General features: G+C 75.6%; 21 protein-coding genes and 1 pseudogene. 11 read left to right on the top strand and 11 right to left on the bottom strand.

The features are described from left to right. Positions 1 to 107: 107 nt before the first annotated feature. Positions 108 to 227, top strand: a pseudogene (locus ACZ6Q9_RS06785) (short-chain dehydrogenase); the annotation flags it as partial. A gap of 97 nt (positions 228 to 324) precedes the next feature. Here ACZ6Q9_RS06785 and ACZ6Q9_RS06780 read toward each other — a convergent pair. Then, the gene (locus ACZ6Q9_RS06780) at positions 325 to 522 is read right to left on the bottom strand and encodes a hypothetical protein (RefSeq protein WP_396830275.1); all 198 of its coding nucleotides are present in this window, start codon (positions 520 to 522) and stop codon (positions 325 to 327) included. Between the two features lie 167 nt (positions 523 to 689). Here ACZ6Q9_RS06780 and ACZ6Q9_RS06775 point away from each other — a divergent pair, with 167 nt between their 5' ends. The 3 genes from ACZ6Q9_RS06775 (at position 690) to ACZ6Q9_RS06765 (ending at position 4,414) form a co-directional block, all read left to right on the top strand. Continuing rightward, positions 690 to 977 carry a hypothetical protein gene (locus tag ACZ6Q9_RS06775; protein ID WP_396830274.1) on the top strand — a complete coding sequence of 96 codons (288 nt, stop codon included), beginning with the start codon at positions 690 to 692 and terminating at the stop codon, positions 975 to 977. Between the two features lie 56 nt (positions 978 to 1,033). After that, positions 1,034 to 3,184, top strand: coding sequence for a RecQ family ATP-dependent DNA helicase (locus ACZ6Q9_RS06770; protein WP_393450366.1), 2,151 nt, complete (start codon positions 1,034 to 1,036; stop codon positions 3,182 to 3,184). 201 nt (positions 3,185 to 3,385) lie between these two features. Further along, positions 3,386 to 4,414: a hypothetical protein gene (locus ACZ6Q9_RS06765; protein ID WP_393450369.1), complete on the top strand. Its 1,029-nt coding sequence runs from the start codon at positions 3,386 to 3,388 to the stop codon at positions 4,412 to 4,414. A 112-nt stretch (positions 4,415 to 4,526) separates the two neighbouring features. On the opposite strand, the gene ACZ6Q9_RS06760 is transcribed toward ACZ6Q9_RS06765, so the two are convergent. The 3 genes from ACZ6Q9_RS06760 to ACZ6Q9_RS06750 all read right to left on the bottom strand — a co-directional run bounded on the left by ACZ6Q9_RS06760 (position 4,527) and on the right by ACZ6Q9_RS06750 (position 8,364). Next, positions 4,527 to 4,943, bottom strand: coding sequence for a helix-turn-helix domain-containing protein (locus ACZ6Q9_RS06760; protein ID WP_091627481.1), 417 nt, complete (start codon positions 4,941 to 4,943; stop codon positions 4,527 to 4,529). A 360-nt stretch (positions 4,944 to 5,303) separates the two neighbouring features. Continuing rightward, positions 5,304 to 6,476, bottom strand: coding sequence for a class I SAM-dependent methyltransferase (locus tag ACZ6Q9_RS06755; RefSeq protein WP_393264894.1), 1,173 nt, complete (start codon positions 6,474 to 6,476; stop codon positions 5,304 to 5,306). Between the two features lie 229 nt (positions 6,477 to 6,705). Continuing rightward, positions 6,706 to 8,364 (bottom strand): DEAD/DEAH box helicase, encoded by a 1,659-nt coding sequence (locus ACZ6Q9_RS06750; protein ID WP_393450372.1) that lies wholly within the window; start codon positions 8,362 to 8,364, stop codon positions 6,706 to 6,708. 316 nt (positions 8,365 to 8,680) lie between these two features. On the opposite strand from ACZ6Q9_RS06750, the gene ACZ6Q9_RS06745 reads away from it, so the two are divergent. Beyond that, positions 8,681 to 9,379 carry a ferritin-like fold-containing protein gene (locus tag ACZ6Q9_RS06745; RefSeq protein ID WP_393264899.1) on the top strand — a complete coding sequence of 233 codons (699 nt, stop codon included), beginning with the start codon at positions 8,681 to 8,683 and terminating at the stop codon, positions 9,377 to 9,379. A 119-nt stretch (positions 9,380 to 9,498) separates the two neighbouring features. On the opposite strand, the gene ACZ6Q9_RS06740 is transcribed toward ACZ6Q9_RS06745, so the two are convergent. Together ACZ6Q9_RS06740 and ACZ6Q9_RS06735 are read right to left on the bottom strand one after the other, a co-directional pair. Then, entirely contained in the window at positions 9,499 to 9,726 is a 228-nt protein-coding gene (locus ACZ6Q9_RS06740) for a DUF3107 domain-containing protein (protein ID WP_350684773.1), read from the bottom strand. Between the two features lie 65 nt (positions 9,727 to 9,791). Continuing rightward, positions 9,792 to 10,430 carry a TetR/AcrR family transcriptional regulator gene (locus ACZ6Q9_RS06735; protein ID WP_393264901.1) on the bottom strand — a complete coding sequence of 213 codons (639 nt, stop codon included), beginning with the start codon at positions 10,428 to 10,430 and terminating at the stop codon, positions 9,792 to 9,794. Positions 10,431 to 10,576: 146 nt separating this feature from the next. On the opposite strand from ACZ6Q9_RS06735, the gene ACZ6Q9_RS06730 reads away from it, so the two are divergent. The 6 genes from ACZ6Q9_RS06730 (at position 10,577) to ACZ6Q9_RS06705 (ending at position 18,970) form a co-directional block, all read left to right on the top strand. Further along, a complete protein-coding gene (locus ACZ6Q9_RS06730; RefSeq protein WP_396830273.1) occupies positions 10,577 to 13,603 on the top strand; it encodes a hypothetical protein in 3,027 nt (1,008 codons plus the stop codon). A 146-nt stretch (positions 13,604 to 13,749) separates the two neighbouring features. Further along, entirely contained in the window at positions 13,750 to 14,724 is a 975-nt protein-coding gene (locus ACZ6Q9_RS06725) for an alpha/beta fold hydrolase (RefSeq protein ID WP_393264903.1), read from the top strand. A gap of 5 nt (positions 14,725 to 14,729) precedes the next feature. Beyond that, positions 14,730 to 15,686, top strand: coding sequence for a DUF3152 domain-containing protein (locus ACZ6Q9_RS06720; RefSeq protein WP_396830272.1), 957 nt, complete (start codon positions 14,730 to 14,732; stop codon positions 15,684 to 15,686). A gap of 119 nt (positions 15,687 to 15,805) precedes the next feature. Next, a complete protein-coding gene (locus ACZ6Q9_RS06715; RefSeq protein WP_396830271.1) occupies positions 15,806 to 16,663 on the top strand; it encodes a DUF3152 domain-containing protein in 858 nt (285 codons plus the stop codon). Between the two features lie 109 nt (positions 16,664 to 16,772). After that, a complete protein-coding gene (moeZ, locus tag ACZ6Q9_RS06710; RefSeq protein WP_393450381.1) occupies positions 16,773 to 17,954 on the top strand; it encodes an adenylyltransferase/sulfurtransferase MoeZ in 1,182 nt (393 codons plus the stop codon). A gap of 182 nt (positions 17,955 to 18,136) precedes the next feature. Next, positions 18,137 to 18,970 (top strand): prenyltransferase/squalene oxidase repeat-containing protein, encoded by an 834-nt coding sequence (locus ACZ6Q9_RS06705; protein WP_396830279.1) that lies wholly within the window; start codon positions 18,137 to 18,139, stop codon positions 18,968 to 18,970. Here ACZ6Q9_RS06705 and ACZ6Q9_RS06700 read toward each other — a convergent pair. The 5 genes from ACZ6Q9_RS06700 to proB all read right to left on the bottom strand — a co-directional run bounded on the left by ACZ6Q9_RS06700 (position 18,954) and on the right by proB (position 22,934). Next, the gene (locus ACZ6Q9_RS06700) at positions 18,954 to 19,469 is read right to left on the bottom strand and encodes an SUKH-4 family immunity protein (protein WP_396830270.1); all 516 of its coding nucleotides are present in this window, start codon (positions 19,467 to 19,469) and stop codon (positions 18,954 to 18,956) included. The genes ACZ6Q9_RS06705 and ACZ6Q9_RS06700 overlap by 17 nt on opposite strands. A gap of 29 nt (positions 19,470 to 19,498) precedes the next feature. After that, positions 19,499 to 20,116 (bottom strand): hypothetical protein, encoded by a 618-nt coding sequence (locus tag ACZ6Q9_RS06695; RefSeq protein ID WP_396830269.1) that lies wholly within the window; start codon positions 20,114 to 20,116, stop codon positions 19,499 to 19,501. Continuing rightward, positions 20,113 to 20,424 (bottom strand): hypothetical protein, encoded by a 312-nt coding sequence (locus ACZ6Q9_RS06690; protein ID WP_396830268.1) that lies wholly within the window; start codon positions 20,422 to 20,424, stop codon positions 20,113 to 20,115. The genes ACZ6Q9_RS06695 and ACZ6Q9_RS06690 overlap by 4 nt, the downstream gene beginning before the upstream one ends. A 35-nt stretch (positions 20,425 to 20,459) precedes the next feature. Continuing rightward, positions 20,460 to 21,704: a glutamate-5-semialdehyde dehydrogenase gene (locus tag ACZ6Q9_RS06685; protein ID WP_396830267.1), complete on the bottom strand. Its 1,245-nt coding sequence runs from the start codon at positions 21,702 to 21,704 to the stop codon at positions 20,460 to 20,462. A 72-nt stretch (positions 21,705 to 21,776) separates the two neighbouring features. After that, positions 21,777 to 22,934 carry a glutamate 5-kinase gene (gene proB, locus ACZ6Q9_RS06680; RefSeq protein ID WP_393264917.1) on the bottom strand — a complete coding sequence of 386 codons (1,158 nt, stop codon included), beginning with the start codon at positions 22,932 to 22,934 and terminating at the stop codon, positions 21,777 to 21,779. Between the last annotated feature and the right edge of the window lie 7 nt (positions 22,935 to 22,941).

Here is a 22,941-nt window from a genome sequence, read left to right as displayed (position 1 = left end):
CCCGGCCTCCGCCCGGGCCGACAGACCCCGTTGATCATGAAGTTGTTGCCGCGAAACGCCGTTGACGGTGGCAATAACCTCATGATCGACGGGGTCTCTGTCGTGGGGCGACGCTGGTCGGGCGGGCCGGCGTACCGGACGACATCGCCGAGGCCGTCCGGTACCTGGCCGGCTACGTCACCGGCCGGGTACTCGGCGTCGACGGCGGCTCCGCCCTCGGGCGCTGACAGCTGCGCGACGGGCCGGGATATCCAGCGGAGCACAGAGCGACCGGGTGTCGCGGCCCCCCGTGCGGCCGCGACACCCGGTCGCCTGCGCCGTCGATCAGCCGTTGAGCATCTCGTACGCCAACTTCGGTGCCTGCTGCGCGGCGTCGCCGCTCGGCGCGGCGAGCTTCGGCGCCGCGCCGTAGTCGAGGTACTTCACCACGTACGTCCAGGCCTTCGCCTTGCCGGCGGCCGGCACGTCCAGGGTGAGCGAGGCGAGGTTGCCGTCGGCGCCGACGACGGCGGTGAAGGGCACTTGCCGGGCGGCGTCGCCGAGGGCCGCGACCTCCTCCTCGCCGACCGCCTCGGCAGCCGCTCACCGGTGGCCAGGGCAGTGCCAGGGCCCGCGCCGAGGAGGAGCGGCGGATCCGCCGTGAGCACGCCCGTTACCTGCTCTACCACTACCCGGCCGCCCGGAACGAGTTGCGCATCGGGCGGCCCGACCTGTCCCGGACGTTCGACGACGGCGGCCTGGTCGACGTCAACACCGTTCCCGAGGTGGTGCTCGCCGGCCTGCCGGGGCTCAGCGCGGACCAGTGCCGCCAGATCGCGGTGGACCGCTGGCTGCGCGGCCCGTACGCCTCGATGGAGGAACTCGCCGGCCGTTGCCTGCTGCCGCCGACCGTCACCGACCGGCTCCGTGAGCTGCTGTTCTTCCTGCCCCCGACACGGGCTCCCACGCCGGAGCGACCGCCACCGGCCGGATCGTGACCGGAACCTCCCGCGTGAACCGGGGCGCGGTCGTCCGGCGCTGGTAGAAATGCCGGATGAGCCAGGATCGGACGGCGGTACGGGAGCGGGCCGAGGCGGTGCTGCGGCGGTTGGCCGGCGAGCACGCCCGGCTCCGCGAGGACCAGTGGCGGGCGATCGAGGCGCTGGTGGTCGACCGGCGCCGGGTGCTCTGCGTGCAGCGCACCGGGTGGGGCAAGTCGGCCGTCTACTTCGTGGCTACCGCCCTGCTGCGGGGGCGCGACCACGATGCCGCCGCCGGACAGGGCGACGGGGGCGGCACCGGCCCGACCGTGATCGTCTCGCCGCTGCTGGCGCTGATGCGCAACCAGGTCGAGTCGGCGGCCCGCGCCGGCATCCGGGCCCGCACGATCAACTCGGCCAACCTCGACGAGTGGGACGAGATCACGGCCGAGATCCACGCCGGGGCCGTCGACGTGCTGCTGATCAGCCCCGAGCGGCTCAACAACCCGGATTTCCGGGACACGGTGCTGCCGAAGCTGGCCGCCACCACCGGCCTGCTGGTGGTCGACGAGGCGCACTGCGTCTCCGACTGGGGGCACGACTTCCGGCCGGACTACCGGCGGCTGCGTACCTTCCTCAACAACCTGCCCGAGCGGACCCCGGTGCTCGCCACCACGGCCACCGCCAACGCCCGGGTCACCGCCGACGTCGCCGAGCAGCTGGGCGACGCCCTCGTGCTGCGCGGCAGCCTGGACCGGGAGTCGCTGCGCCTCGGCGTACTCGACCTGCCGACCCCGGCGCACCGGCTGGCCTGGCTCGCCGACCACCTGGACCGGCTGCCCGGGTCGGGCATCGTCTACACGCTCACCGTCGCCGCGGCGGGGGAGACCGCCGAGTTCCTCCGTTCCCGGGGCTACGCGGTCGCCTCCTACACCGGCCAGGCCGAGGACGCCGACCGGCGCGCCGCCGAGCAGGACCTGTTGGACAACAAGATCAAGGCGCTGGTCGCCACGAGCGCCCTGGGCATGGGCTTCGACAAGCCCGACCTGGGCTTCGTGGTGCACCTCGGCGCGCCGCCCTCGCCGATCGCGTACTACCAGCAGGTCGGCCGCGCGGGCCGCGCCGTCGCGCACGCCGAGGTGCTGCTGCTGCCCGGCGTCGAGGATGCCGCGATCTGGCGCTACTTCGCCTCGCTGGCGTTCCCGCCGGAGGAGCAGGTCCGCGCGGTCCTGGCCGCCCTGCACACCGACCGCCCGCTCTCCACGCAGGCCCTCGAACCGATCGTCGACCTGCGCCGGGCCCGGCTGGAGCTGATGCTCAAGGTGCTCGACGTCGACGGCGCGGTCCGCCGGGTGCGCGGCGGCTGGCTCGCCACCGGCGAGCCCTGGGTCTACGACGAGGCCCGGTTGCGCCGCGTCGCCCAGGCGCGCACCGCCGAGCAGCAGGCCATGCGGGAGTACGCGACCACGCCCGACTGCCGGCTGCGCTACCTGCGCGAGTGCCTGGACGACGCCGGGGCGACCGGCTGCGGCCGGTGCGACCGCTGCGCCGGCCCGCTGTTCACGCCCGAGGTGTCCGACGTCGCGCTGACCGCCGCGCAGACCTTCCTCGGCCGACCCGGCGTGGAGATCGCGCCGAAGAAGCTCTGGCCGACCGGGCTGGAGGCGGTGGGCGTACCGCTCAAGGGGCGGATCGCCCCGGCGGAGCAGGCGCTGCCGGGGCGCGGGGTGGGGCGGCTGTCCGACCTGGGGTGGGGCGGCCGGCTGCGCGACCTGGTGGCGCCGGAGGCGCCCGACGTCGCCGTCCCCGACGACGTGGCCGCCGCCGTGGTCGAGGTGCTGAAGGCGTGGGCGCACGGGGACGACCCGTGGCCGCGCCGCCCGGTCGGCGTGGTCGCGGTCGGCTCGCGCAGCAGGCCCCGGCTGGTCGGCTCGCTCGCCGAGCGGATCGCCGCCGTCGGCCGGCTGCCGATGCTCGGCCGGGTGACGGCGGCCGGCCCGGCCGGCGGGGGCCCGCGCGGCAACAGCGCCCAGCGGGTACGCGCGCTGCACGGTGCCTTCAGCGTGCCGGAGGACCTGGCCGACACCCTCGCCGGCCTCGACGGACCGGTGCTCCTCGTCGACGACCTGGTCGACTCGGGTTGGACGATGACGATGGTCGCCCGGGAGCTGCGCCGGGCCGGCGCCCCCGACGTGCTGCCCCTTGCCCTGGCGGTGGCCGGCTGAGCCGCGCGTCCGTGTCGCAGACCGGGCGGGGAAGTTCCCGGGCGGGCGGGATTGCGACCGCCGCCACGCCGAGTCGCCGCCGGGGCGGCGCGACCGTGACGGAGGGTAGCGTGAGCGGCATGACCGATCAGCAGCCCGGGCGTGAGCGGGACGGCGGCGGTGCCTGACCGGGCGTCGGCCGTGCCGGACCAGGGATCGACGGTGCGTGAGCAGACCTCGGCGGTGCCGGACCAGTCCCCGGCCGGGCCGGACCAGGTGTCGGCCGGGCCGGACCAGTCCCCGGCCGGGCCGGACCAGTCCCCGGTCGGGCCGGAGCAGGTGTCGGCCGTGCCGGACCGGAGCACGCTCCGGCTGGCGCTGGTCGTCGGCGGCCTGGTGCTCGCGGTGCTGCTCGGCTTCGGTCTCGGCCGGCTCAACGGCGGTGGCCCGGCAGGGTCGGCGGGGCGGGACAGCGCCCTGGCCGATCACGCCCACGCCCCCGGGACGGGCGCGCACGAGCACGGCGCCGACCAGGGCGCGGCGGCGGAGGCGGCGGGACTCTCGGTCACCTCGGCCGGCTACACGCTCGCCCCCGTGGCGTCGTCGTTCACCGCCGGCCGGCCGGGCGAGCTGCGCTTCCAGGTGCGCGACGCGCAGCGCCGCCCGGTGACGCGGTTCGCCGTCGTGCACGACAAGCCGATGCACCTGATCGTGGTGCGCCGCGACCTGACCGGCTATCAGCACCTGCACCCGACCATGGCCGCCGACGGCACGTGGTCGGTGCCGCTGACCCTGCCGCAGCCGGGCGTCTGGCGCGCGTACGCCGACTTCACCGCGCTCGCCGACGACGGCCGGCAGACGGCGGTGACGCTCGGGGTGGACCTGGTCGCGCCCGGCGGCTACCAGCCGCTGCCGTTGCCGGCGCCGGCCACCTCGGCCACGGTCGACGGGTTCACCGTCGGCTACCAGGGCACACCGCAGGCGGGTCTGACCGTCCCGCTGACCTTCCGCTTCGGCTCGGCCGCCGGCGGCACCCCGACGCTGGAGCGCTACCTCGGCGCGTACGGCCACCTGGTCGCGTTGCGCGAGGGCGACCTGGGTTACCTGCACGTCCACCCGGAGCCGCAGACGGTCGACGGGGCGGTGACGTTCTGGGTGACCACGCCCGGCCCGGGCCGGTACCGGCTCTACCTCGACTTCCAGGTCGGCGGCGTGGTGCGGACCGCCGAGTTCACCCTGACCGTGCCCTGATCCTCCGGCGGCCGGCCCCACCGTGGCCGCCGGCCGCGCGGTCGTCATCGCCGCCGGCACTGCGGGTGGTGCCTCGGCCCGCGCTGCGGGTGGCGGTGGTGCGGGTGGCGGCTCAGCCGGCGCGCCGGATCGGGCGGCGGGCCAGGTAGCGCAGCAGGTCGCGGATGTGGTGCTTCTCCTCGGCCGGTACGGTCGGGTCGGCCAGCCGTTGCAGGATCACCCGGACGTCCGCCTCGACCGGGCCGTCGTCGACGCGTCGACGGGGCGCCGGGCCGGCGTCGGGCAGGCCGAGCGCGCGGAACGCGGCCGCGACCGGCAGGTCCAGCGCGGCGCAGAAACCCCGCACCTTGGCGAGCTCGGGGTAGTCCTGCCAGTCCCCGGCGAGCCAGCGGAACACGGTGGAGCGACCGACGCCGGTGTGGGACGCCAGGTCCGTCACGGTCCACCCGCGTTCCTCGCGGGCGTCGTCGATGGCGCGCCGCACGAAGCGGGCGAAGGCCATCTGCGGCGATACCTCTACCGAACCCATCCCTGCGGGTCTTCCCTCCCGACCGGCACCCGGCGGTGCGCCTCTGAGGGTAGTACGAAAAGGTATGGAAACAATTGACTGACCGACCAGACCGTCCCGTGGGCGGGACTTTTTCGCCGGAACAATGACGCGAATCACCCGGGACCGAGCGATGGTTGTCGCTTCTCAACCAATCTGTGAGCGGCTGGGGCGCCGCGGCACCGGCGCGCCCGCGCGGGACCGGGGCGGCGGGCGACGGCGTTGGCCGAGGACGCCACGCGACGAGGGGCCGCGAACAGCGGCGCCGGCGCGGTGACGGTCGGCGTCCGGGCCGCGATCGGCCGCGCCGGCGCGGTGCCGGGCCGGCGTCGGGCGATCGCGCTAGCGCGGTGCGGCGCCGGCGTCCGGGGTGGTTGCGGGGAGCAGCGTCGCCAGCCGTGGGGTGACGTCCCACTGGCCGACCAGGTCCCGGTACTCCGCCCGCTGGCCGTCCGTCGGGGCGGTGCCGGTGCGCCGGGCCCGGATGAGCAGGTTGCGCGGGGTGTGTCGGGAGTCGACGAACTCCACCACCTCGGCCCGGTAGCCGTGCAGCCGGAGCAGCCCGGCCCGCAGCGCGTCGGTGAGGACGTCCGCGAAGCGCTCGCGCAGGATGCCCTGCCGGGTCAGCAGGTCGTACGGCGCGGGGGCCGGCCTGGCGCGCAGCTGGGCGGCGACGTCGTGGTGGCAGCACGGCGCGGCGAGCACCCAGCGGGCCCGCCAGCGCACCGCCCGAGCCAGCGCCTCGTCGGTGGCGGTGTCGCAGGCGTGCAGCGCCAGCACCAGGTCGGGGGCGGGCTCCACGACGGCGTCGGCGATCGTGCCGGCCACGAAGCTGACCCGCTCGGCCCAGCCGAGCCGCTCGGCCAGCTCGGTGTTGCGGCGGCGCTGGTCCTCCCGGACGTCCACGCCGACCAGCTCGACGTCGAGCCCCCGCCGCGCCAGCCACCGGTACGCGGCGAAGGTCAGGTACGCGTTGCCGCACCCCAGGTCGACGACGCGTAGCGGCCCGGTCAGGTCGTCGGGGAGGGTCGCCGCCAGCGCCCGCAGGAACGCGTCGACCTGTCGGCGTTTGGCCGCGGAGCCCCCGATCTCCGCGAAGATCGGGTCGCCCGGGTCGAGCAGGTACTCCTTCGCCCGGTCGTGCCCGCCCGGCTCGGCGACCGGCCGGGCCGCGGCGGCCCGGTGCACCTGCGCCTCGCCCGACTTGGTCACCCGCAGTTGCAGCGTCGCGTCGGCGGTCTCCACGTGCCAGTTGCCGAACGGCTCGGCCAGCAGCGCGTCCACCGCCGCGTCCGCCTCCGGGCCGGGGGCGACGTTGCGGGTGTACGGCCGGGAGCCGTCGGAGGTGGAGATCTGCAGCCGGGGACCGGCCTTCAGCGCGACCGGCCGCAGTTCGGCGCGGACCATCGAGGGGCGGTGCCCGCGCCGGCGTCCGGCGGCCACCGCCCGCGTCAGCGCGGGGTCGAGCAACAGCGCCCGAACCTCGGTCAGGGCGGCATCCAGCGGTTCGGGCATTGCTCCATCTTCCTCGTCGTCGGCGGCGCACCGCCGGGCGGCCCGACCCTCTCGGGCACGCTGCGCTCCCGCGGACGCGCCGCGTGCGCCCCGACCACGCGCGGTGGTGCGGTGGGCGGGTGGGGGCCGGTCGCGTTCGGTCGTCCGGTCGCGCGGGCCTTCATCCGGTCACGACGGCGACATCCCCGCACCGGGGAACGGTACGGGGATGTCGGGTGTCGTGCTCGGGTCAGTCGGCGGTCGCCTCGGCCGGCGTACCGGCGGCGGAGCCACCGCCACCACGACGGCGCCGGCGGCGGCGCGGCTTCGGGGCCTCGCCCGCGGCGGGGGCGGGGGCGGGGGCGGCGGCGGCCTCGGTGGTGATCACCGCGGTCGGCTCGCCCGAGACGGTCTCGCCGGCGCGGCGACGCCGGCGGCGACGCGGGGTGCGGGTGCCTTCCTCGGCGGCCTCGGCCGGCGCGTCGGCGCCCGGCCCGCCGGTCTCCCCGGTGGCGTGGCCCTGGCGGCGCTCGCCGCGACCGCGACCGTCGCCGCGCCGGGAGCCCCGGCCCTCGCCCCGGCGGGACCGGCCACCGCCCAGGTCTTCCTCCACCTCGGCCGCCAGGCCGGCGCGGGTGCGCTCGGCCGTCGGCAGGGTGCCGGTGATCTCGGTGGAGATGTGCAGGTCGGTGTAGAGGTGCGGGGACGTGTGGTACGTCTCCGGCGGCTCCGGCATCTCCAGGCCCAGCGTCTTGTCGATGATCCGCCAGCGGGGCATGTCGTCCCAGTCGACGAAGGTCACCGCGACGCCGCTCGCCCCGGCCCGGCCGGTGCGACCGATCCGGTGGGTGTAGGTGTCCTGGTCCTCGGGGCAGTCGTAGTTGATCACGTGCGTGACACCGCTGACGTCGATGCCCCGGGCGGCGACGTCGGTGGCGACCAGGGTGTCGATCTTGCCCGCCCGGAACGCCCGCAGTGCCCGCTCGCGCGCGCCCTGCCCGAGGTCGCCGTGCACGGCGGCGACGGCGAAGCCCCGGAAGTCGAGGTCCTCGGCGACCCGGTCGGCGGCCCGCTTGGTGCGGGTGAAGATCATGGTCAGCCCGCGACCCTCGGCCTGCAGGATGCGGGCCACGATCTCGATCTTGTTCATCGAGTGGGTGCGGTAGGCCAGCTGCTCGGTCTGCGGCGACGGCCCCGTCTCGGCGGTGTGGCCCGCGTGGATCGTCACCGGGTGGCGCAGGAAGCGCCGGGAGAGGGTGACGATCGGGTCGGGCATGGTCGCCGAGAAGAGCATCGTCTGCCGGTCCTCCGGCAGCATCGCGAGGATCCGCTCGACGTCGTCGAGGAAGCCCAGGTCGAGCATCCGGTCGGCCTCGTCGAGGACCAGCGCGTGCACCCGGTCCAGGCGCAGGTGCTTCTGCTTGGCCAGGTCCAGCAGGCGGCCGGGGGTGCCGACCAGGATCTCCACACCCTTGCGCAGCGCGTCGACCTGCGGCTCGTAAGCCACGCCGCCGTAGATCGGCAGCACCCGGACGCCCCGCGTCCGGGCCGCGGCGGCGAGGTCCTTGGCGACCTGGATGCCCAGCTCGCGGGTGGGCACGACGACCAGCGCCTGCGGCACGCCGTCGCCGCCCTCCTCGGGCGCGAAGACGCGCTCCAGCAGCGGTACGCCGAAGCCGAGGGTCTTGCCGGTGCCGGTGGGCGCCTGGCCGATCAGGTCGGTGCCGCGCAGCGCGATCGGGAGCGCGTACTCCTGGATGGCGAACGCGCGGGTGATGCCGGCCGCGGCCAGCGCGTCGACGGTCTCCTGACGCGCGCCCAGCTCGGCGAAGGTGGGTGCCTCCGGACGCACCGGAGCGGTGGCGGCCAGCTCCTGGCCGTCCATGAGTTCTTGGGTCAGCTCGCTCATATGGATTTGGGGGTGCCCTCTCGTGGGTGCGCCCCGTCATGTCCTCAGGGCGCGATCGGTGTGGCGCGGGCCACACGGTCGGCGGCAGAATGCCTGGCCGGACCGGGCCGCACGCGCGCCGTGGAGTCGGACTTCGATCGGACCGACCGGTCTGTTGGACCGGCCTGGCCAGCTCGGCGCCCACGGCAACTGCTCCATGTTACCTGAACAGCACGCCGGTCGTCCTGATTCCTGGCGCAGGTGGCGGGCGCGGGGGCGCCGGGTGTGACCTGCGCCACTCCCCCCGGCGCGTGCGGGCGGGCGGTAGCCTGCGCTCGTGCCCGACCCCGACCAGACCGGCCCTGCCGTCCCTGACCTGCCCGGCCCTGCCGTTCCGGACCCGCCCGACCCTGCCGTCCCGGATCTGCTCGGCCTGGTCGCGTTCGGCGAACTGCTCGCCTTCGAGCGGATGGCCGTCGACGCCCGGCTCGCCCCCGACCTGCGCCGCCGGGCGGCCCTGAGCGAGATGGCCGCCGCCGAGATCGGCAACTACCGTCGGTTGGCCGACCGGCTCGCCGCGCTCGGCGTGCTCCCCGACGACGCGATGGCGCCGTACGTCGCGCCGCTGCAGGCGTACCACGACTCGACCGAGCCGCGGGACTGGGCGGAGGCGGTGACCAAGGCGTACGTGGGCGACGCCATCACCGACGACTTCATCCGGGAGATCGCCGCGGCCCTGGCCGAGCCGGACCGCCGGCTCGTCCTCGACGTGGTGCACGACTCCGCGTACGCCGACTTCGCCGTCGCCGAGATCCGGGCCGCCATCGCGGCCGACCCGAAGGTGGCCGGCCGGCTCTCGATGTGGGCGCGGCGGCTGGTTGGGGAGGCCCTGTCGCAGGCCGGTCGGGTCGCCGCCGACCGGGGCACGCTGACCGCCCTCATCGCGGGCAGCGACGGGGTGGACGTGCAGGGATTGTTCCGGCGGCTGACCGCCGCGCACACCACGCGGATGGCCGCCGCCGGGCTGAACAACTGACGTGCGGGCCCGACGACTGACGCACCGGCACACGGAGTGCCGGACGAGTCGGCGTGCCGGGCCGGTGGGCGGGGTCCGCGACGGGCGACGCCGTCACCCGTCGCGGGCTGCCGACCGGGTCAGCGGACGGTGAAACCGACCGCCCGCGGCGACGCCTCGGCGATCTCGACGTAGGCGACCTTGTTGACCGGCACGATCACCCGCCGGCCCTTCTCGTCGGTCAGGGAGAGGGTGCCCTCGTCCTTGGTCATGGCGTCGGTCACGATCTGCTCGATCTCGGCCGGCGACTGCGCGCTCTCCAGCACCAGCTCGCGGGGCGCGTACTGCACGCCGATCTTGACCTCCACAGTGCCTCCTCGTTCGGGCGAAAGAGCCGCCGAGGGGAAGGCTATCCGATCTCGCGCCCCGATGCTCAGGCTGACTCACCTTGCAGCGGGAAGCTGGCGATGCCCCGCCAGGAGAGCGCGGCGACCAGAGCCTCGGCCTCGGCCTTGGGCAGCTGCCGGCCGCGGGCCAGCCAGAACTGCGCGGCGGTCTCGGCCGCGCCGACCAGGCCCGAGGCGAGCAGCTCGGCGTGTGCCCGGCTGATCCCGGTGTCGGAGATGATGGTGTCGGTGATGGCCGCGATGCAGCCCTGCTCGACCCGCTCGACGCGCTGCCGCACCGCCGGGTCGTTGCGCAGGTCGGACTCGAAGACGAGGCGGAACGCCTCGCTCTCGTGGTCGACGAAGTCGAAGTACGCGCGCACCGACGCGCCGACCCGCTCCTTGTTGTCGTTGGTGCCGCGCATGGCCTCGTCGACCTTCGCGAGGATCGCGTCGCAGTGCGTGTCCAGCAGCGCGAGGTAGAGGTCCATCTTGCCGGGGAAGTGCTGGTAGAGCACGGGCTTGGAGACTCCCGCCCGTTCGGCGATGTCGTCCATCGCCGCCGCGTGGTAGCCCTGGGCGACGAACACCTCCTGAGCGGCGGCGAGCAGTTGCTTGCGGCGCGCCGAGCGGGGCAGGCGGGTGGGCCGGCCGGCTGTCTGTGCACCGTTCCCCACAGCGGTCATGGGAACCTCCGAGTTTCTTCGTACGAGCCGGCATTTCACCCGAACCGGTCTGGGCTCATGGCCCGTCGCGGAATTGGCCCGCCGCTGTAACTTATCGCCACTGTCACCACACGGTAGCCTCAGCGGGGGCGACCAAGGAGCGCGCGGTGAGTGAAACAGGGCAACCCGGTGCCGCCACCCCGGGAGAGCACGGCGACGGGACGGGTCAGCAGGACGACCTGGGCCGGGCCGGCAGCGGGTGGGCGCCCTCGGCGGCCGGATGGTCCCGGGGCGAGGAGATCTCCGGGGCCCGCGAGCAGGCCTCGGCGTGGGGTCCGCCCGACCCGGGTCTCGGCTGGGCCGCCTCCTCACCCCGACACGGCGACCTGCCGTCGCCGCTGCCCGGTCCGCCGGCCGCAGCCGAGCCGCCGGCCCGGGCCAACGGTCACCACGTCAACGGCGTCAGCCACGCCGACGACTCGCCGGTCGGCCGCCAGGCCCCGGTGAGCGCCCCGCCCGGCATCCTCGGCGAGCAGCGCCGCGACCCGGGAGGCGACCGGCTGGTGGTGCCCGCGCAGCGGCCGGCGCCCGCGGCCGAGCAGCCGTCGGTCCCGCAGCCCGGGCTCGCCGAGCCCGAGTCGGGCCCCGCCCGGCACTCCTCCGCGGACCCGTCGGCCGGCCGCCAGCCGCGCTGGGCCGACCCCGGCCTGCCGACCTCGGCCCCGCCGGCCACGCAGGTGCCGCCCGTCGGCACGGCGGCCAGCGGCTTCGAGGTGCCGCCCGGCTTCCACGCGCCGACCGTCGACCGTTCCGCCACCGAGGAGCCCTCCCCGGCCGCCGGTGCCCCCGGCTGGGTCGACCCGTTCCCGCCGGAGCCGCCGTCCCCGGCCCCCCGCCCGTTCCCGCCGGCCGGCGAGCGCCCGTCCGCGCCCGAGGCGTCGGCGGGCGACCGGCCGGTGACCGGCGACCGGCTCTCCGGCGTAGACCGCGCGCTCGGCGCGGAGCGCGCCTTCCGGCAGGAGCACGGCTCCGACCCCGACCGTGGCCCGGTCGCCGGGCAGGACCCCGCGCCGGCCCCCGCCGGGCAGGCCGGCACCTCGGGTGCCACCGGTGACCGGGTGCCGGGCGTCGGGCAGGTGGCCGCGGAGCACGCGCCGGGCGCCGACCGTGGGCCCGGTGCCGGCCGGGAACCGGGCGACTCCCACGCGCCCGCCGCCGAACGGCCACCGGCGACCGAGCCGGACTGGTCCGGCCCGAACTGGAACCGGCCGAGCTGGGGCGGTGGCTGGGCGCCCCCCTGGTCCCGTGAGGAAGGCGAGCCGGCCGGCCGCCGGGCCTGGGACGAGCCCGCCACCACCGGCCGCCGGTCCCGGGCGGAGGACGAGCCGGTCGGCCGCCGGGCGCGCGAGGAGGACGAGCCCGTGGGCCGCCGGTCCCGGGAGGACCGGGCGTCGGGCTGGACCGCCGAGCCGCACCGACCCTACGAGCCGCCGCGCGCCGAGCCATCCGGCCGGTCCTACGAGCCGCCGCGTGCCGAGCCGGGCCGCCCCTACGAGGTCGGCCGAACCGAGTCCGCGCCGCGCCCGGCGTACGAGCCGCCGGCCGATCCCGCCGGGCGGGCGGCGTCGCCCGCGACCGACCGGTCCATCCCGGTCCCGGCCGAGCGACCCGCCTGGGCGGGCGGGGGGCCGTCCGGCGCGCCCGCGAGCGCGCCCCCGGCTGCCTACGACCTGGCCGGCACGGCGGAGGGCACCACTCCTGCGCCGGCCGGGGACGAGGCCGCGGTCCGGCCGTTCCGGCTCCGGTCGGTGAGCGAGGAGCCGCCCCCGGTGCCGCCGGAGGCGTCGGTCGGCCCGCAGGTCGCCTCCGGTCCCGCCGCCGCGGCCGCCGCGAGCGGGCCCGGGCGACGTGACCGCACCCCGTCCGCGCCCGCTCCGACGAGCGCACCTCCCTACGCGGCCCGCCGATCCGCCCCCGAACCGGCGTCGACGGCCGAGCCGGCCGGCGACGACCGGCTCCCGGACCGCCCGTTGGCGGTGTTGCCGCAGCGCGTCCCCGCCGAACCGGACGTGCCCGTCGTGCCGGAGCCGCCAGCCGTGGAGCCACCCGCCGAAACCCCGGAACTCGCCCGCATCGCCACCCATCTGCGCCGTGACGACGAGCCCGCACCGCTGCGGGAGCGGCCGGAGGGCTTCGACGTCAACGCGATCCTCGACGCCGTACGCGGGGTGGCCGGCGTCCGCGACGCGGCCCTGCGCCGCACCCCGGCCGGCGCGCACAGCCTGCGGCTCGACCTGGCCGACGGGGCCGACCCGGCCGAGGTGAGCCGGCAGGTCGCCCGCCTGCTCCAGGAGCGGATGGGGCTCGCCGCCGCCCCGCGGAACGTGCCCGGCATGCCGGCCGCCCCGGCCCCGCCGGTACGCCGCCGGTCGGCCGAGCCGCGCGCCGCCGAGACCAGGTCGCCCGGCTCCGCCGGGCCGCGGAGCGCCGAGCCGCCGGCCGCCGAGACCCGGGTGCCCGGCAGCCGCGCGGCCGGCAGCCCGACCGAGGCCCCGCAGGCCCGCGCCGAGCAGCGCCCCGAGGCGGCGCCGGAGCCCCCGCGCCGGCGCCGGCAGTCCGCCGCCCCGCACCGGGGCCGGGCCACCGTGGAGGAGCCGGGCTCGGTGTCGGCCGCCCCGGCCGGAACCCCCACCGGCAGCCCGGCGACCGTCGGCACGTCGTACTCCGGCGGGCAGGTGACCACGACGGAGTCCGCGCCGTCCCGGCCGTTGGACACCGGCGGCGCGGCCGGTCCCCGGGTGGTGATCGACCACGTCCAGGTGAGCACCTTCGGGCTCGACGCCACCGTGGAGGTGCGCCTCGTCGCCGGCGGGGAGAGCGCCGCCGGCTACTCGACGGGACCGGCGGTCGACGGGTACGTGCTGCGGCTCTGCGCGGTGGCCGCCGCGGCGGCGGTGGACGAGCTGCTCCGCGGCGGGGATCCCGGGCCGGAGCGGGGCCGCTGCTTCGTGGAGCACGCCGCGGTGGTGCCGTTCGGCAACTGCGAGGTGGCCACGGTCGTGGTGCTGCTCGTCTGCGACGGCTGGGTCGAGCAGCTCGTCGGCTCCGCGCTGGTCGCCGGCGATCCCCGGCAGGCGGTCGTCCGGGCCACCCTGTCCGCGGTCAACCGCCGGATCGAGGCGCTGCTGGCCTGAGCGCGGGGGTGTGGTCCCGACGCGCCGGGGGAGCGGTGCGGGCAGCTCGCGGCCCGCGCGCCGCAGGCGTGGTCCGAACGCTGCCGCGCGCCGCGGGCGGGGTTCGACGCGCTGCCGGGCGGCGCGGGCACGGGCAGACTGGAGCGATGAAGCCCGCCACCCTCTGGCCGGACCATCTCCTCCCCGAGCACTCCGTTCCGCCGCCCTGGCCGGGGCGCGAGGTGCGCCTCGACGGCACCGTGACGTACGTCCGGGACACCCCGGCCACCGCTCCCGGCGCGGAGCCGGCGCTCTACGTGCACGGCCTGGGCGGCTCGTCGCAGAACTGGACCGACCTGGCCGGCCTGCTCGCCGACCGCCTCGACGGGCAGGCCATCGACCTGCCCGGGTTCGGCCGCAGCGAGCCGGGGCGCCGCTACACCATCCCGGCCTTCACGGAGCGGGTGATCCGCTGGATCGAGCACTCCGGCCGGGGGCCGGTGCACCTGTTCGGGAACTCGTTGGGCGGGGCGATCTCGGTGCAGGTGGCGGGGCTGCGGCCGGAGCTGGTCCGGACCCTGACCCTGATCTCGCCGGCTCTGCCGTTCCTCGACTTCCGGCGCTCGTTGCAGGGTCGGATGCTGCCGCTGCTGGCGATCCCCCGGGGCGAGCGCCTGGCCGCCCGGCAGCTGGCCAAGCTCGCCCCCGAGGTGATGGCCCAGCAGGTCATGGAGGCGTGCATCGGCGACCTGAGCCGGATCAGCGAGCAGCGCCGGCAGGAGGCGCTGGAGGAGATCCGGGTGCGCTACGAGGCCGAGCACTACGCCGCCGCGTACGTCCGGACGTTCCGCGGCCTGGTCTCCAGTTTCCTGCGGTCGTACCTGCCGGGGTCGGGGTCGCTGTGGCGGCTGGCCGGTGTGGTCCGGGCGCCCACGCTGGTCATCGGAGGGCGGCACGACCGGCTGGTGGACGTCCGGGTGGCGCCGCAGGCCGCGCGGGTCGTCCCGGACAGCCGCCTGCTGATGCTCGACGGCGTCGGGCACGTGGCGCAACTGGAGGTGCCGCGCCTGGTCGCCCGTGCCGTGCTGGGCCTGCTCGCCGAAACGGGGGACACCGCGAAGCGGTCCGACATGGCAGGCTGACCGGGATGTCCTCCGCCCGCCGCCCCGCCCCGCCCCCGACCCGGGGCCAGCGGGCCGCAGCCTCCGCCGGCGGGCGTCGGCGCTCGACAGGGCGGGCGCCGGCCGCCGCCCAGGGCCCCGACCTGTCCCGTCCCCGGCACCGCCGGCCGGCCCGCCGGCGTCGCCTCGTCGAGCTGGTCGCACTCCTCCTCGCGGTCGGCGCGGCGGTGGCGGTGGTCGCCGACCGGCGGGGTGCCGACGTCGACGCGGAGGTGCTCACCGCCGAGGAACTGGCCTCCGCGCCGGCGGTCGCGCCGGTGTCCGCCTCGCCGGTCCCGGCGTCGCCCGCCGCCGCGGCCACCACGCCCCCGTCGCCGGTGCTGCGGCTGCCCGGGCCGGTGCCGTCGGCGGGCCGGGGCAGCTTCGGCTACGACGACCGGGTGCGCCCGGTGCTGGGGGAGGCCGGCAGGCTGCACCGCTACCGGGTCGCCGTGGAGTCGGGCGCCGACGAGGACGCGGGCGAGTTCGCGGCCGCCGTCGAGGAGGCGCTCACCGGGCCGGGGAGCTGGGTCGACGGCGGGCTGCGGTTGCAGCAGGTACGCGCGGACGCCCGGCACGACTTCACGGTCTACCTGGCCACCGCCGCCACGGCGGGCCGGATGTGCGCGGCGGGCGGGGTCGACATCCGGGTGGGCGGGCGGCCGTACACGTCGTGCCGGGCGCCCGGCAAGGTGATCATCAACCTGGACCGTTGGCGGCTGTCGGTGCCGCACTACGTGAGCGCCCGCATACCGCTCTCGGTCTACCGGACGTACGTGGTGAACCACGAGGTCGGGCACCAGTTGGGGCACCGGCACGAGCGCTGCCCGGGCAGGGGCCGCCCGGCGCCGGTGATGATGCAGCAGACGCTCTTCCTCAACGGCTGCGTCGCCAATCCCTGGCCGTACCGCGACGGTCGGCGTTACGCCGGGCCGCCGCTCTAGCCGCCGCCGACGGGGCAGAGGAGCGACCACCGGCGCCGTCGTCGACGGCCGGGACTGGCTGTAGCCAAAATCGCGGCAAAAGCGCGGAAATGCCCGGATTGGCGTGGGACGCTCAGGTCATGACGTCGTCGTCCCCTTGCGACCCGCCTGGTCCGCCGACCCACCGTCCGTCGCCGTCGCCGACCCCGCGACCCCTGTCCCGGGACCGCCGCCTGCTGGCCCTGCTCCGGGACCGGCGCGCCCTCGGGATCGGTCTGGCCCTGCTGCTCGCGGCGGCCGCCGTGGTGACGCTGGCCCCCCGGCCCGACGGGCAGGCCGGCGAGCCGCCCACGGGCGACCCGGGCCGGGCGGCGTACGGGGCGGCGGCGGGCGAGCACGAGCAGCGCCCCACCCCCACCCCCTACCCGCGGGAGGGCACGGGCAGCTTCGTCGCCGCGACCGGGGACTCCCCGGTGCGGGGCACCGACGGGCCGGTCCGGCGCTACCGGGTGGCCGTGGAGTCGGGCACCGGCCAGGACGTCGCCGCCTTCGCCGCCACCGTCGACGAGGTGCTGGGCGACCCGCGCGGCTGGACCGCCTCGGAGGAGTTCCGAATGCAGCGGGTGGCCGAGGCGGACGACGCCGACTTCACCGTCTACCTCGCCACCCCGGACACCTCGGAGCGGATGTGCGCGGAGGGCGGGCTGAGCACCGAGGGCTACACCTCCTGCCGGCTCCCCGGTCAGGTGATCATCAACCTCGCCCGCTGGTTGGAGGCCGTCCCGGACTACGGGGCGCCGCTGGAGATCTACCGCGCCTACGTGGTCAACCACGAGGTGGGCCACGAGTTCGGCGAGGAACACCAGGCCTGCCCGGCCCCGGGCGAGCCGGCGCCGGTGATGCAACAGCAGACGTACGGACTGGACGGCTGCGTCGCCAACGCCTGGCCCTACGTCGATGGCTCGCGCTACGAAGGCAAGCTGGTCCCCGGGATCTGAATATTCCCGCTCCCGCAGTTCGGGCGACGTGTCCCTCCTCATGGCCGACCGGCCCCACGACGGGCGACAATGGCTCGGTTCGCCATCAGCCGATCCCGGGGAGTCCACCGTGTCGTTGCCCCCGCTCGTCGAGCCCGCCGCCGAGCTGACCGTTGACGAGATCCGCCGCTACTCGCGCCACCTGATCATTCCGGACGTCGGGGTCGAGGGGCAGAAGCGGCTGAAGAACGCCCGGGTGCTCTGCGTCGGCGCCGGCGGTCTCGGCTCGCCGGCCCTGATGTACCTGGCCGCCGCGGGCGTCGGCACCCTCGGCATCATCGACTTCGACACCGTCGACGAGTCCAACCTCCAGCGCCAGATCATCCACGGCGTCTCCGACATCGGCCGCTCCAAGGCCGAGTCGGCCGCGGCGTCGATCCGGGAGATCAACCCGCTGGTCGACGTGGAGATCCACAACACCGCGCTGGACCGGGACAACGTCCGCGACATCTTCTCCCGGTATGACCTGATCGTCGACGGCACGGACAACTTCGCCACCCGCTACATGGTCAACGACGCGGCGGTGCTGCTCGGCAAGCCGTACGTCTGGGGGTCGATCTACCGCTTCGACGGCCAGGCGTCGGTGTTCTGGGCCGAGCACGGCCCCTGCTACCGCTGCCTCTACCCGGAGCCCCCGCCGCCCGGCATGGTCCCCTCCTGCGCCGAGGGCGGGGTGCTCGGTGTGCTCTGCGCGTCGATCGGCTCGATCCAGGTCAACGAGGCGATCAAGCTGCTCGCCGGCATCGGGGAGCCGCTGGTCGGCCGGCTGATGGTCTACGACGCCCTGGAGATGAGCTACCGCAAGATCAAGGTCCGCAAGGACCCGAACTGCGTGCTCTGCGGCGAGAACCCGACGGTCACCGACCTGCTGGAGGACTACGAGGACTTCTGCGGCGCGGTGTCGGTGGAGGCGCAGGAGGCGGTGGTCGACTCGACCATCACCGCGCTGGAGCTCAAGGAATGGCAGGACGCCGGCAAGGACATCTTCCTCGTCGACGTCCGCGAGCCGGCCGAGTACGAGATCGTCCGGATCCCCGGCGCGACGCTGATCCCCAAGGGCGAGATCATCTCGGGCGAGGCGCTGGCCAAGCTGCCGCAGGACCGGCAGGTCGTGCTGCACTGCAAGTCCGGGGTCCGCTCCGCGGAGGCGCTCGCCGCGCTCAAGGCGGCCGGGTTCCGCGACGCGGTGCACGTGCAGGGCGGCGTGCTCTCCTGGATTAAGCAGATCGACCCGTCACTGCCCGCGTACTGACCGGTCGCACCAGAGGCCCTTCCGCCCGCGCGGGAGGGCCTCTGTGCCGTGCCGCCAGCCCGGCACACCGGACCCGGTCCGCACGTCGCGCCGGTCGACGGTGGCTGCCCGGTGGACCCGGCCGAGCCGTTTCCCGGAGGCGGGACCGACTTTTCGCAGGTAGCGTGTCCGCCGTGATCGACATGGACGCCGCGATCGGCTTCGTCGTGGCGCACGGGGACGCGGTGGACCGCGCCCGTCTCTCCCGGTTGCGCACCGGCGCGCCGGTGCCGGTGGAGCTGCTCGACGAGGCCGAGGCCGGGCAGGCGCCCGGCGGTGGCTGGCCGGCAGTGCTCGGCGGCGAGGTCGCCTCGGTCGACGCGACCTGCTTCCGCCTCGCCGAGCTGGACGACCTCGGCGCGCTCGGCCGTCCCGCCGCCCGGCACGCGCTGGACTGGCTCGCCGCCCGGCAACTGCCCGACGGCGGCTGGGAGGAGGACCCGCGGCTGGCCGGCCTGGCTCCGGAGTGGGCCCGCCCCGGTGACCCGGAGGCCCGGCTCTACCTGACCGCCAACGCCGGCTACTGGCTGACCGTCGCCGGGCTCGACGCCCGGGCCGCCGGCCCGCTGGACCACCGGGTCGGCGGGGCGTACGCCGGGGTGGTGCAGGCGGCGGCGCACGCGCTGGCCGCGGCGCTCGCCCCCGACGGCAGCTGGCCGTCCTTCCTGCCGGCCGGCTGGCTGAGCGCGGCCGTGCTGCACCGGCAGCAGATGTACGACGAGTCGGCGCGTATCCAGGCGGTGCTGGCCGAGCGGGTGCCGAAGATGTCCCCGGCCGACGTGGCCTGGCTGGCCGCCACGCTGCGCCGGGTCGAGGTGGGCGAGGAGCAGTGGTTGCTGGTGTCCGCCCGCAGGCGGCTCACCGAGACCCAGCGCAGCGACGGCGGCTGGGACAGCGACGACGGACACCAGTTCGACGTGCACACCACCCTGACCGCGATCCGGGCCTGCCGCCCGGCGGTCACTTCAGATGGCTGATCACCAGCGGCCACCAGCCGTCCGGGGTGAACGCGGCCGGGTCGATGCTCTCCAGCACCATCCGTAGCTGCTCCGCCCGTTCGGCGCGGCCCGGCTTGCCCTCGTCCGCCTCGACGAAGAGCGCGAACTGGTAGAGGAACTCGAGGAAGGTGCGGAAGTTGCCGTTCACCGGCTGCACGTCCGGCTGCTCCAGGTCGCACTGGAGGATCTCCCCGGTGCGCGGGTCGAGCACGTAGAGCAGGTCGGTGTTGTCGGCCACCGCGCCGACCACGATCAGCCGGACGTCCAGCGAGCCGTCCTCGGTGGTCAGCTGGATGGTGTCGTACAGCTCGATGTCGCCTTCGAGGAAGGCGGTGAAGACCACCGCCACGTCGAGCGGGATCTCGTCGCCCTCGGGGAGCATGTCGGGGGTGAAACCCCCCTCCAGCCACGCCTCGCGCGGGTAGGGGATGAGCTCGTCCTCGTTCCACAGCGCGGTGAACCGGGGATCAGCAGCCATGACGGTCCTTCGCAGGGTCGACGGGTGGGTCAGGAGGACAGGCCGGCGGCGATCAGCAGCCGCCGCCAGTTGTCGGCGTACTCGCCGGCGTGCCGGCCCTTGCGTAGCCGCTGCTCGGGAGCGGCGGGACCGAAGACGGCGGCGACCAGCTCCGGATAACGGGGGCCGAGCACGTGCTCGTCGAAGAACGTGGCGACATCGGGGGCGATGACGGCGAACTCGACGTCCTCGTCGGGGTGCTCGTACTGGTAGACGTAGGCGGTGGACTCCATGTAGTACACGTCCAGGTCTTTCCGGTCGAGGTAGATCGGATCGCCGCCGCGGATCTCGGCGCGTAGGCCGGAGGGGACGCTGTCCATCTCGTAGCCGACGATCAGCGGGCTGCCCATCGGGTCGTTCGGGTTGACCTCGTCCTCCTCCCACGTCTGCGGGGTGAGGATCTCCTTCGGCGCGTGGAACCGGAAGTTGTCGCCCCCGATGCGCCGGAACAGGCTGTAGACCTCGGCGACGCCGGGCAGCTCGGCGATCGGCTCCAACGGAGCCGGCCCCTCGATGCGCACGCCGAAGCCGTGCTCGGCCTCCACCCGGGTGAGCAGCTCCAACTTCTCGGCGATCCGGGCGAGGACGGTCGGGTCCGGGCGGGTCACGCCAGGACCTTCACGACGACCTTCGTGCCCGGGTCGACGTCGCGCAACGCCACGGAGATCTCGCGGCCGATCTCGCGGTTGGTCCAGGCGTCCATCGGCCTGAGGTTAGCGTATTCGTCCTTTCTGTCGAGTTGCAGCTCGTGGACGTGGTCCGGGTCGAGTCCCTCGCCTCGGGCGCTGACCGGCCCCCGGCCGCCGTAGAGGCGGTCGACGAGGTCCTTGTTGGCCAGGTACTGGTTGGTCTCCGGGGTGCCGTGCTGCTGGGTCAGCCGCTTGTTCCCCGTGGCGGCCGTGCCAACCGGGCCCAACGTGGCGATCCGGGACAGCTCTCCACTACGGAGGGTCAGCCGCGCAGGTGGCCGTCCCCGGTGACCACGTACTTGGTGGAGGTCAGCTCGGGCAGGCCCATCGGGCCGCGGGCGTGCAGCTTCTGCGTGGAGATGCCGATCTCGGCGCCGAAGCCGAACTCCCCGCCGTCGGTGAACCGGGTCGAGGCGTTGACCATCACGGCCGCCGCGTCCACCCGGGCCACGAACTCCCGGGCGGCGGCGGCCGAGTCCGTGACGATCGCCTCGGTGTGCCCCGTGCCGTACCGCCGGATGTGCGTGACCGCCGCGTCGAGCGAGTCGACGACGGCGACCGAGATGTCCGCGGAGAGGTATTCGGTGGCGAAGTCCTCGTCGGTGGCCGGCACCACCGCCGGCGAGTGGGCCGCGACACGGTCGTCGCCGTGCACGGTCACGCCCGCGTCGGCGAACGCGGCCAGCACCGGCGGCAGGAAGGCGTCGGCCACCGCCGCGTGCACCAGCAGCGACTCGGCCGTGTTGCAGGTGGACAGCCGCTGCGTCTTGGCGTTCAGCGTGATCGCGACCGCCTTCGCCGGGTCGGCGGCGGCGTCGACGTAGACGTGGCAGTTGCCGACGCCGGTCTCGATGACCGGCACCGTCGACTCCTCCACCACCGTGCGGATCAGGGACGCGCCGCCGCGCGGGATCAGCACGTCAACCAGGCCACGGGCGCGCATCAGTTCCTTGACCGAGTCGCGGCTGCTGGCGTCGAGCAGTTGCACCGCGTCCGCCGGCAGGCCCGCGCCGGAGACGGCGTCGCGCAGCACCGCGACCAGGGCGGCGTTGGAGTGCGCCGCCGACGACGAGCCGCGCAGCAGCGCCGCGTTGCCGGACTTCAGGCAGATGCCGGCGGCGTCGACGGTCACGTTCGGCCGGGCCTCGTAGATGATGCCCACCACGCCGAACGGCACCCGGATCTGGCGCAGCTCCAGCCCGTTGGGCAGGGTCGAGCCGCGGACCACCTCGCCGACCGGGTCCGGCAGCGCGGCCATCTGCCGCAGCGCGTCGGCGATGCCCGCCACCCGCCCCGCGTCGAGGGCGAGTCGGTCCAGCACGGCCGCGCTCAGCCCGGCCGCGCGCCCGGCCGCCAGGTCCGCCTCGTTCGCCGCCAGGATCTCCGGCGTACGCGCCACCAGCGCGTCGGCCATCGCGACCAGCGCGGCGTCCTTGGCCGTACGCGTGGCGACGGCCAGCGCCTCCGCCGCCGTACGCGCCCGCCGGGCCTGCTCGCTCACGCTCATCGCCGCACTCATCTCCTCAGTCGTTAGGAAGGGCCCCTTGCTATACAGAATCCGATAACAAGGTGCCCTTCCTTACAGCAGTACCAGGTCGTCGCGGTGGACGACCTCCCGTTCGTACGCCGGGCCGAGCGCCGCGGCGAGTTCCGAGGTCGACCGGCCGAGCAGCCCGGGCAGCTCGACCGCGTCGTAGTTGACCAGCCCCCGGGCGACCGGCGCGCCCTCGACGTCCACCAGGTCGACCGGGTCGCCGGCGGTGAACGCCCCGTCCACGGCCGTGATCCCGGCGGGCAACAGCGACTTGCGCCGGCCCACCACCGCGGCGACCGCGCCCGGGTCGAGGTGCAGCCGCCCCCGGGGCGAGGTGGCGTGGGCCAGCCAGAAGAGCCGGGCCGCCGGGCGCCGGCGGCTCGGGTGGAACAGGGTGCCGACCGGCTCGCCGGCCAACGCCGGGGCGGCCAGCGGCGCGGCCGTCAGCACCACCGGGATGCCGAAGCCGGTGGCGATCCGGGCCGCCTCCACCTTCGTCACCATGCCGCCCGTGCCCACCCCGGCCCGCCCCGCGCCGCCGATGTCGACGCCGCTGAGGTCCCGCTCGTCGCGCACCTCGCTGATCCGGCTGGAGCCCGGGCGGGTGGGGTCGCCGGTCCAGAGGGCGTCCACGTCCGAGAGGAGCACCAGCAGGTCGGCGTGGACCAGGGCGGCGACGAGGGCGGCCAGCCGGTCGTTGTCGCCGAACCGGATCTCCTCGGTGGCCACCGTGTCGTTCTCGTTGACGATCGGCACCGCCCGCAGGTCGAGCAGCTTGCGCAGGGTGCGGTACGCGTTGCGGTAGTGCGCCCGCCGGGTCACGTCGTCGACGGTGAGCAGCACCTGCCCGACGGTCAGCCCGTGCCGGGCGAAGGCGGTCGCGTACCGGCCGATGAGCAGGCCCTGCCCGACGCTGGCGGCGGCCTGCTGGGTGGCCAGGTCGCGCGGACGCCGGGCCAGCCCGAGCGGGGCGAGGCCGGCGGCGATCGCGCCGGAACTGACCAGCACGACCTCGCGGCCGTCGGCGGCGAGCGCCCCGAGGGTGCCGACGAGCGCGTCGACCCGCTCGTCGTCCAGCCCGCCGGCGGCGGTGGTCAACGAGGAGGATCCGATCTTGACGACGACCCGTCGGGCCGCCGTGACTGCGTCGCGCACCCGCCTATTCTGCGTGGTCGGTGCGGGCGCGCCCCGTCGCGTTCTCATATCGTGG

Source organism: Micromonospora sp. NPDC049139 (assembly GCF_055586845.1).
This window is presented reverse-complemented; position numbering and strand designations above follow the sequence as displayed.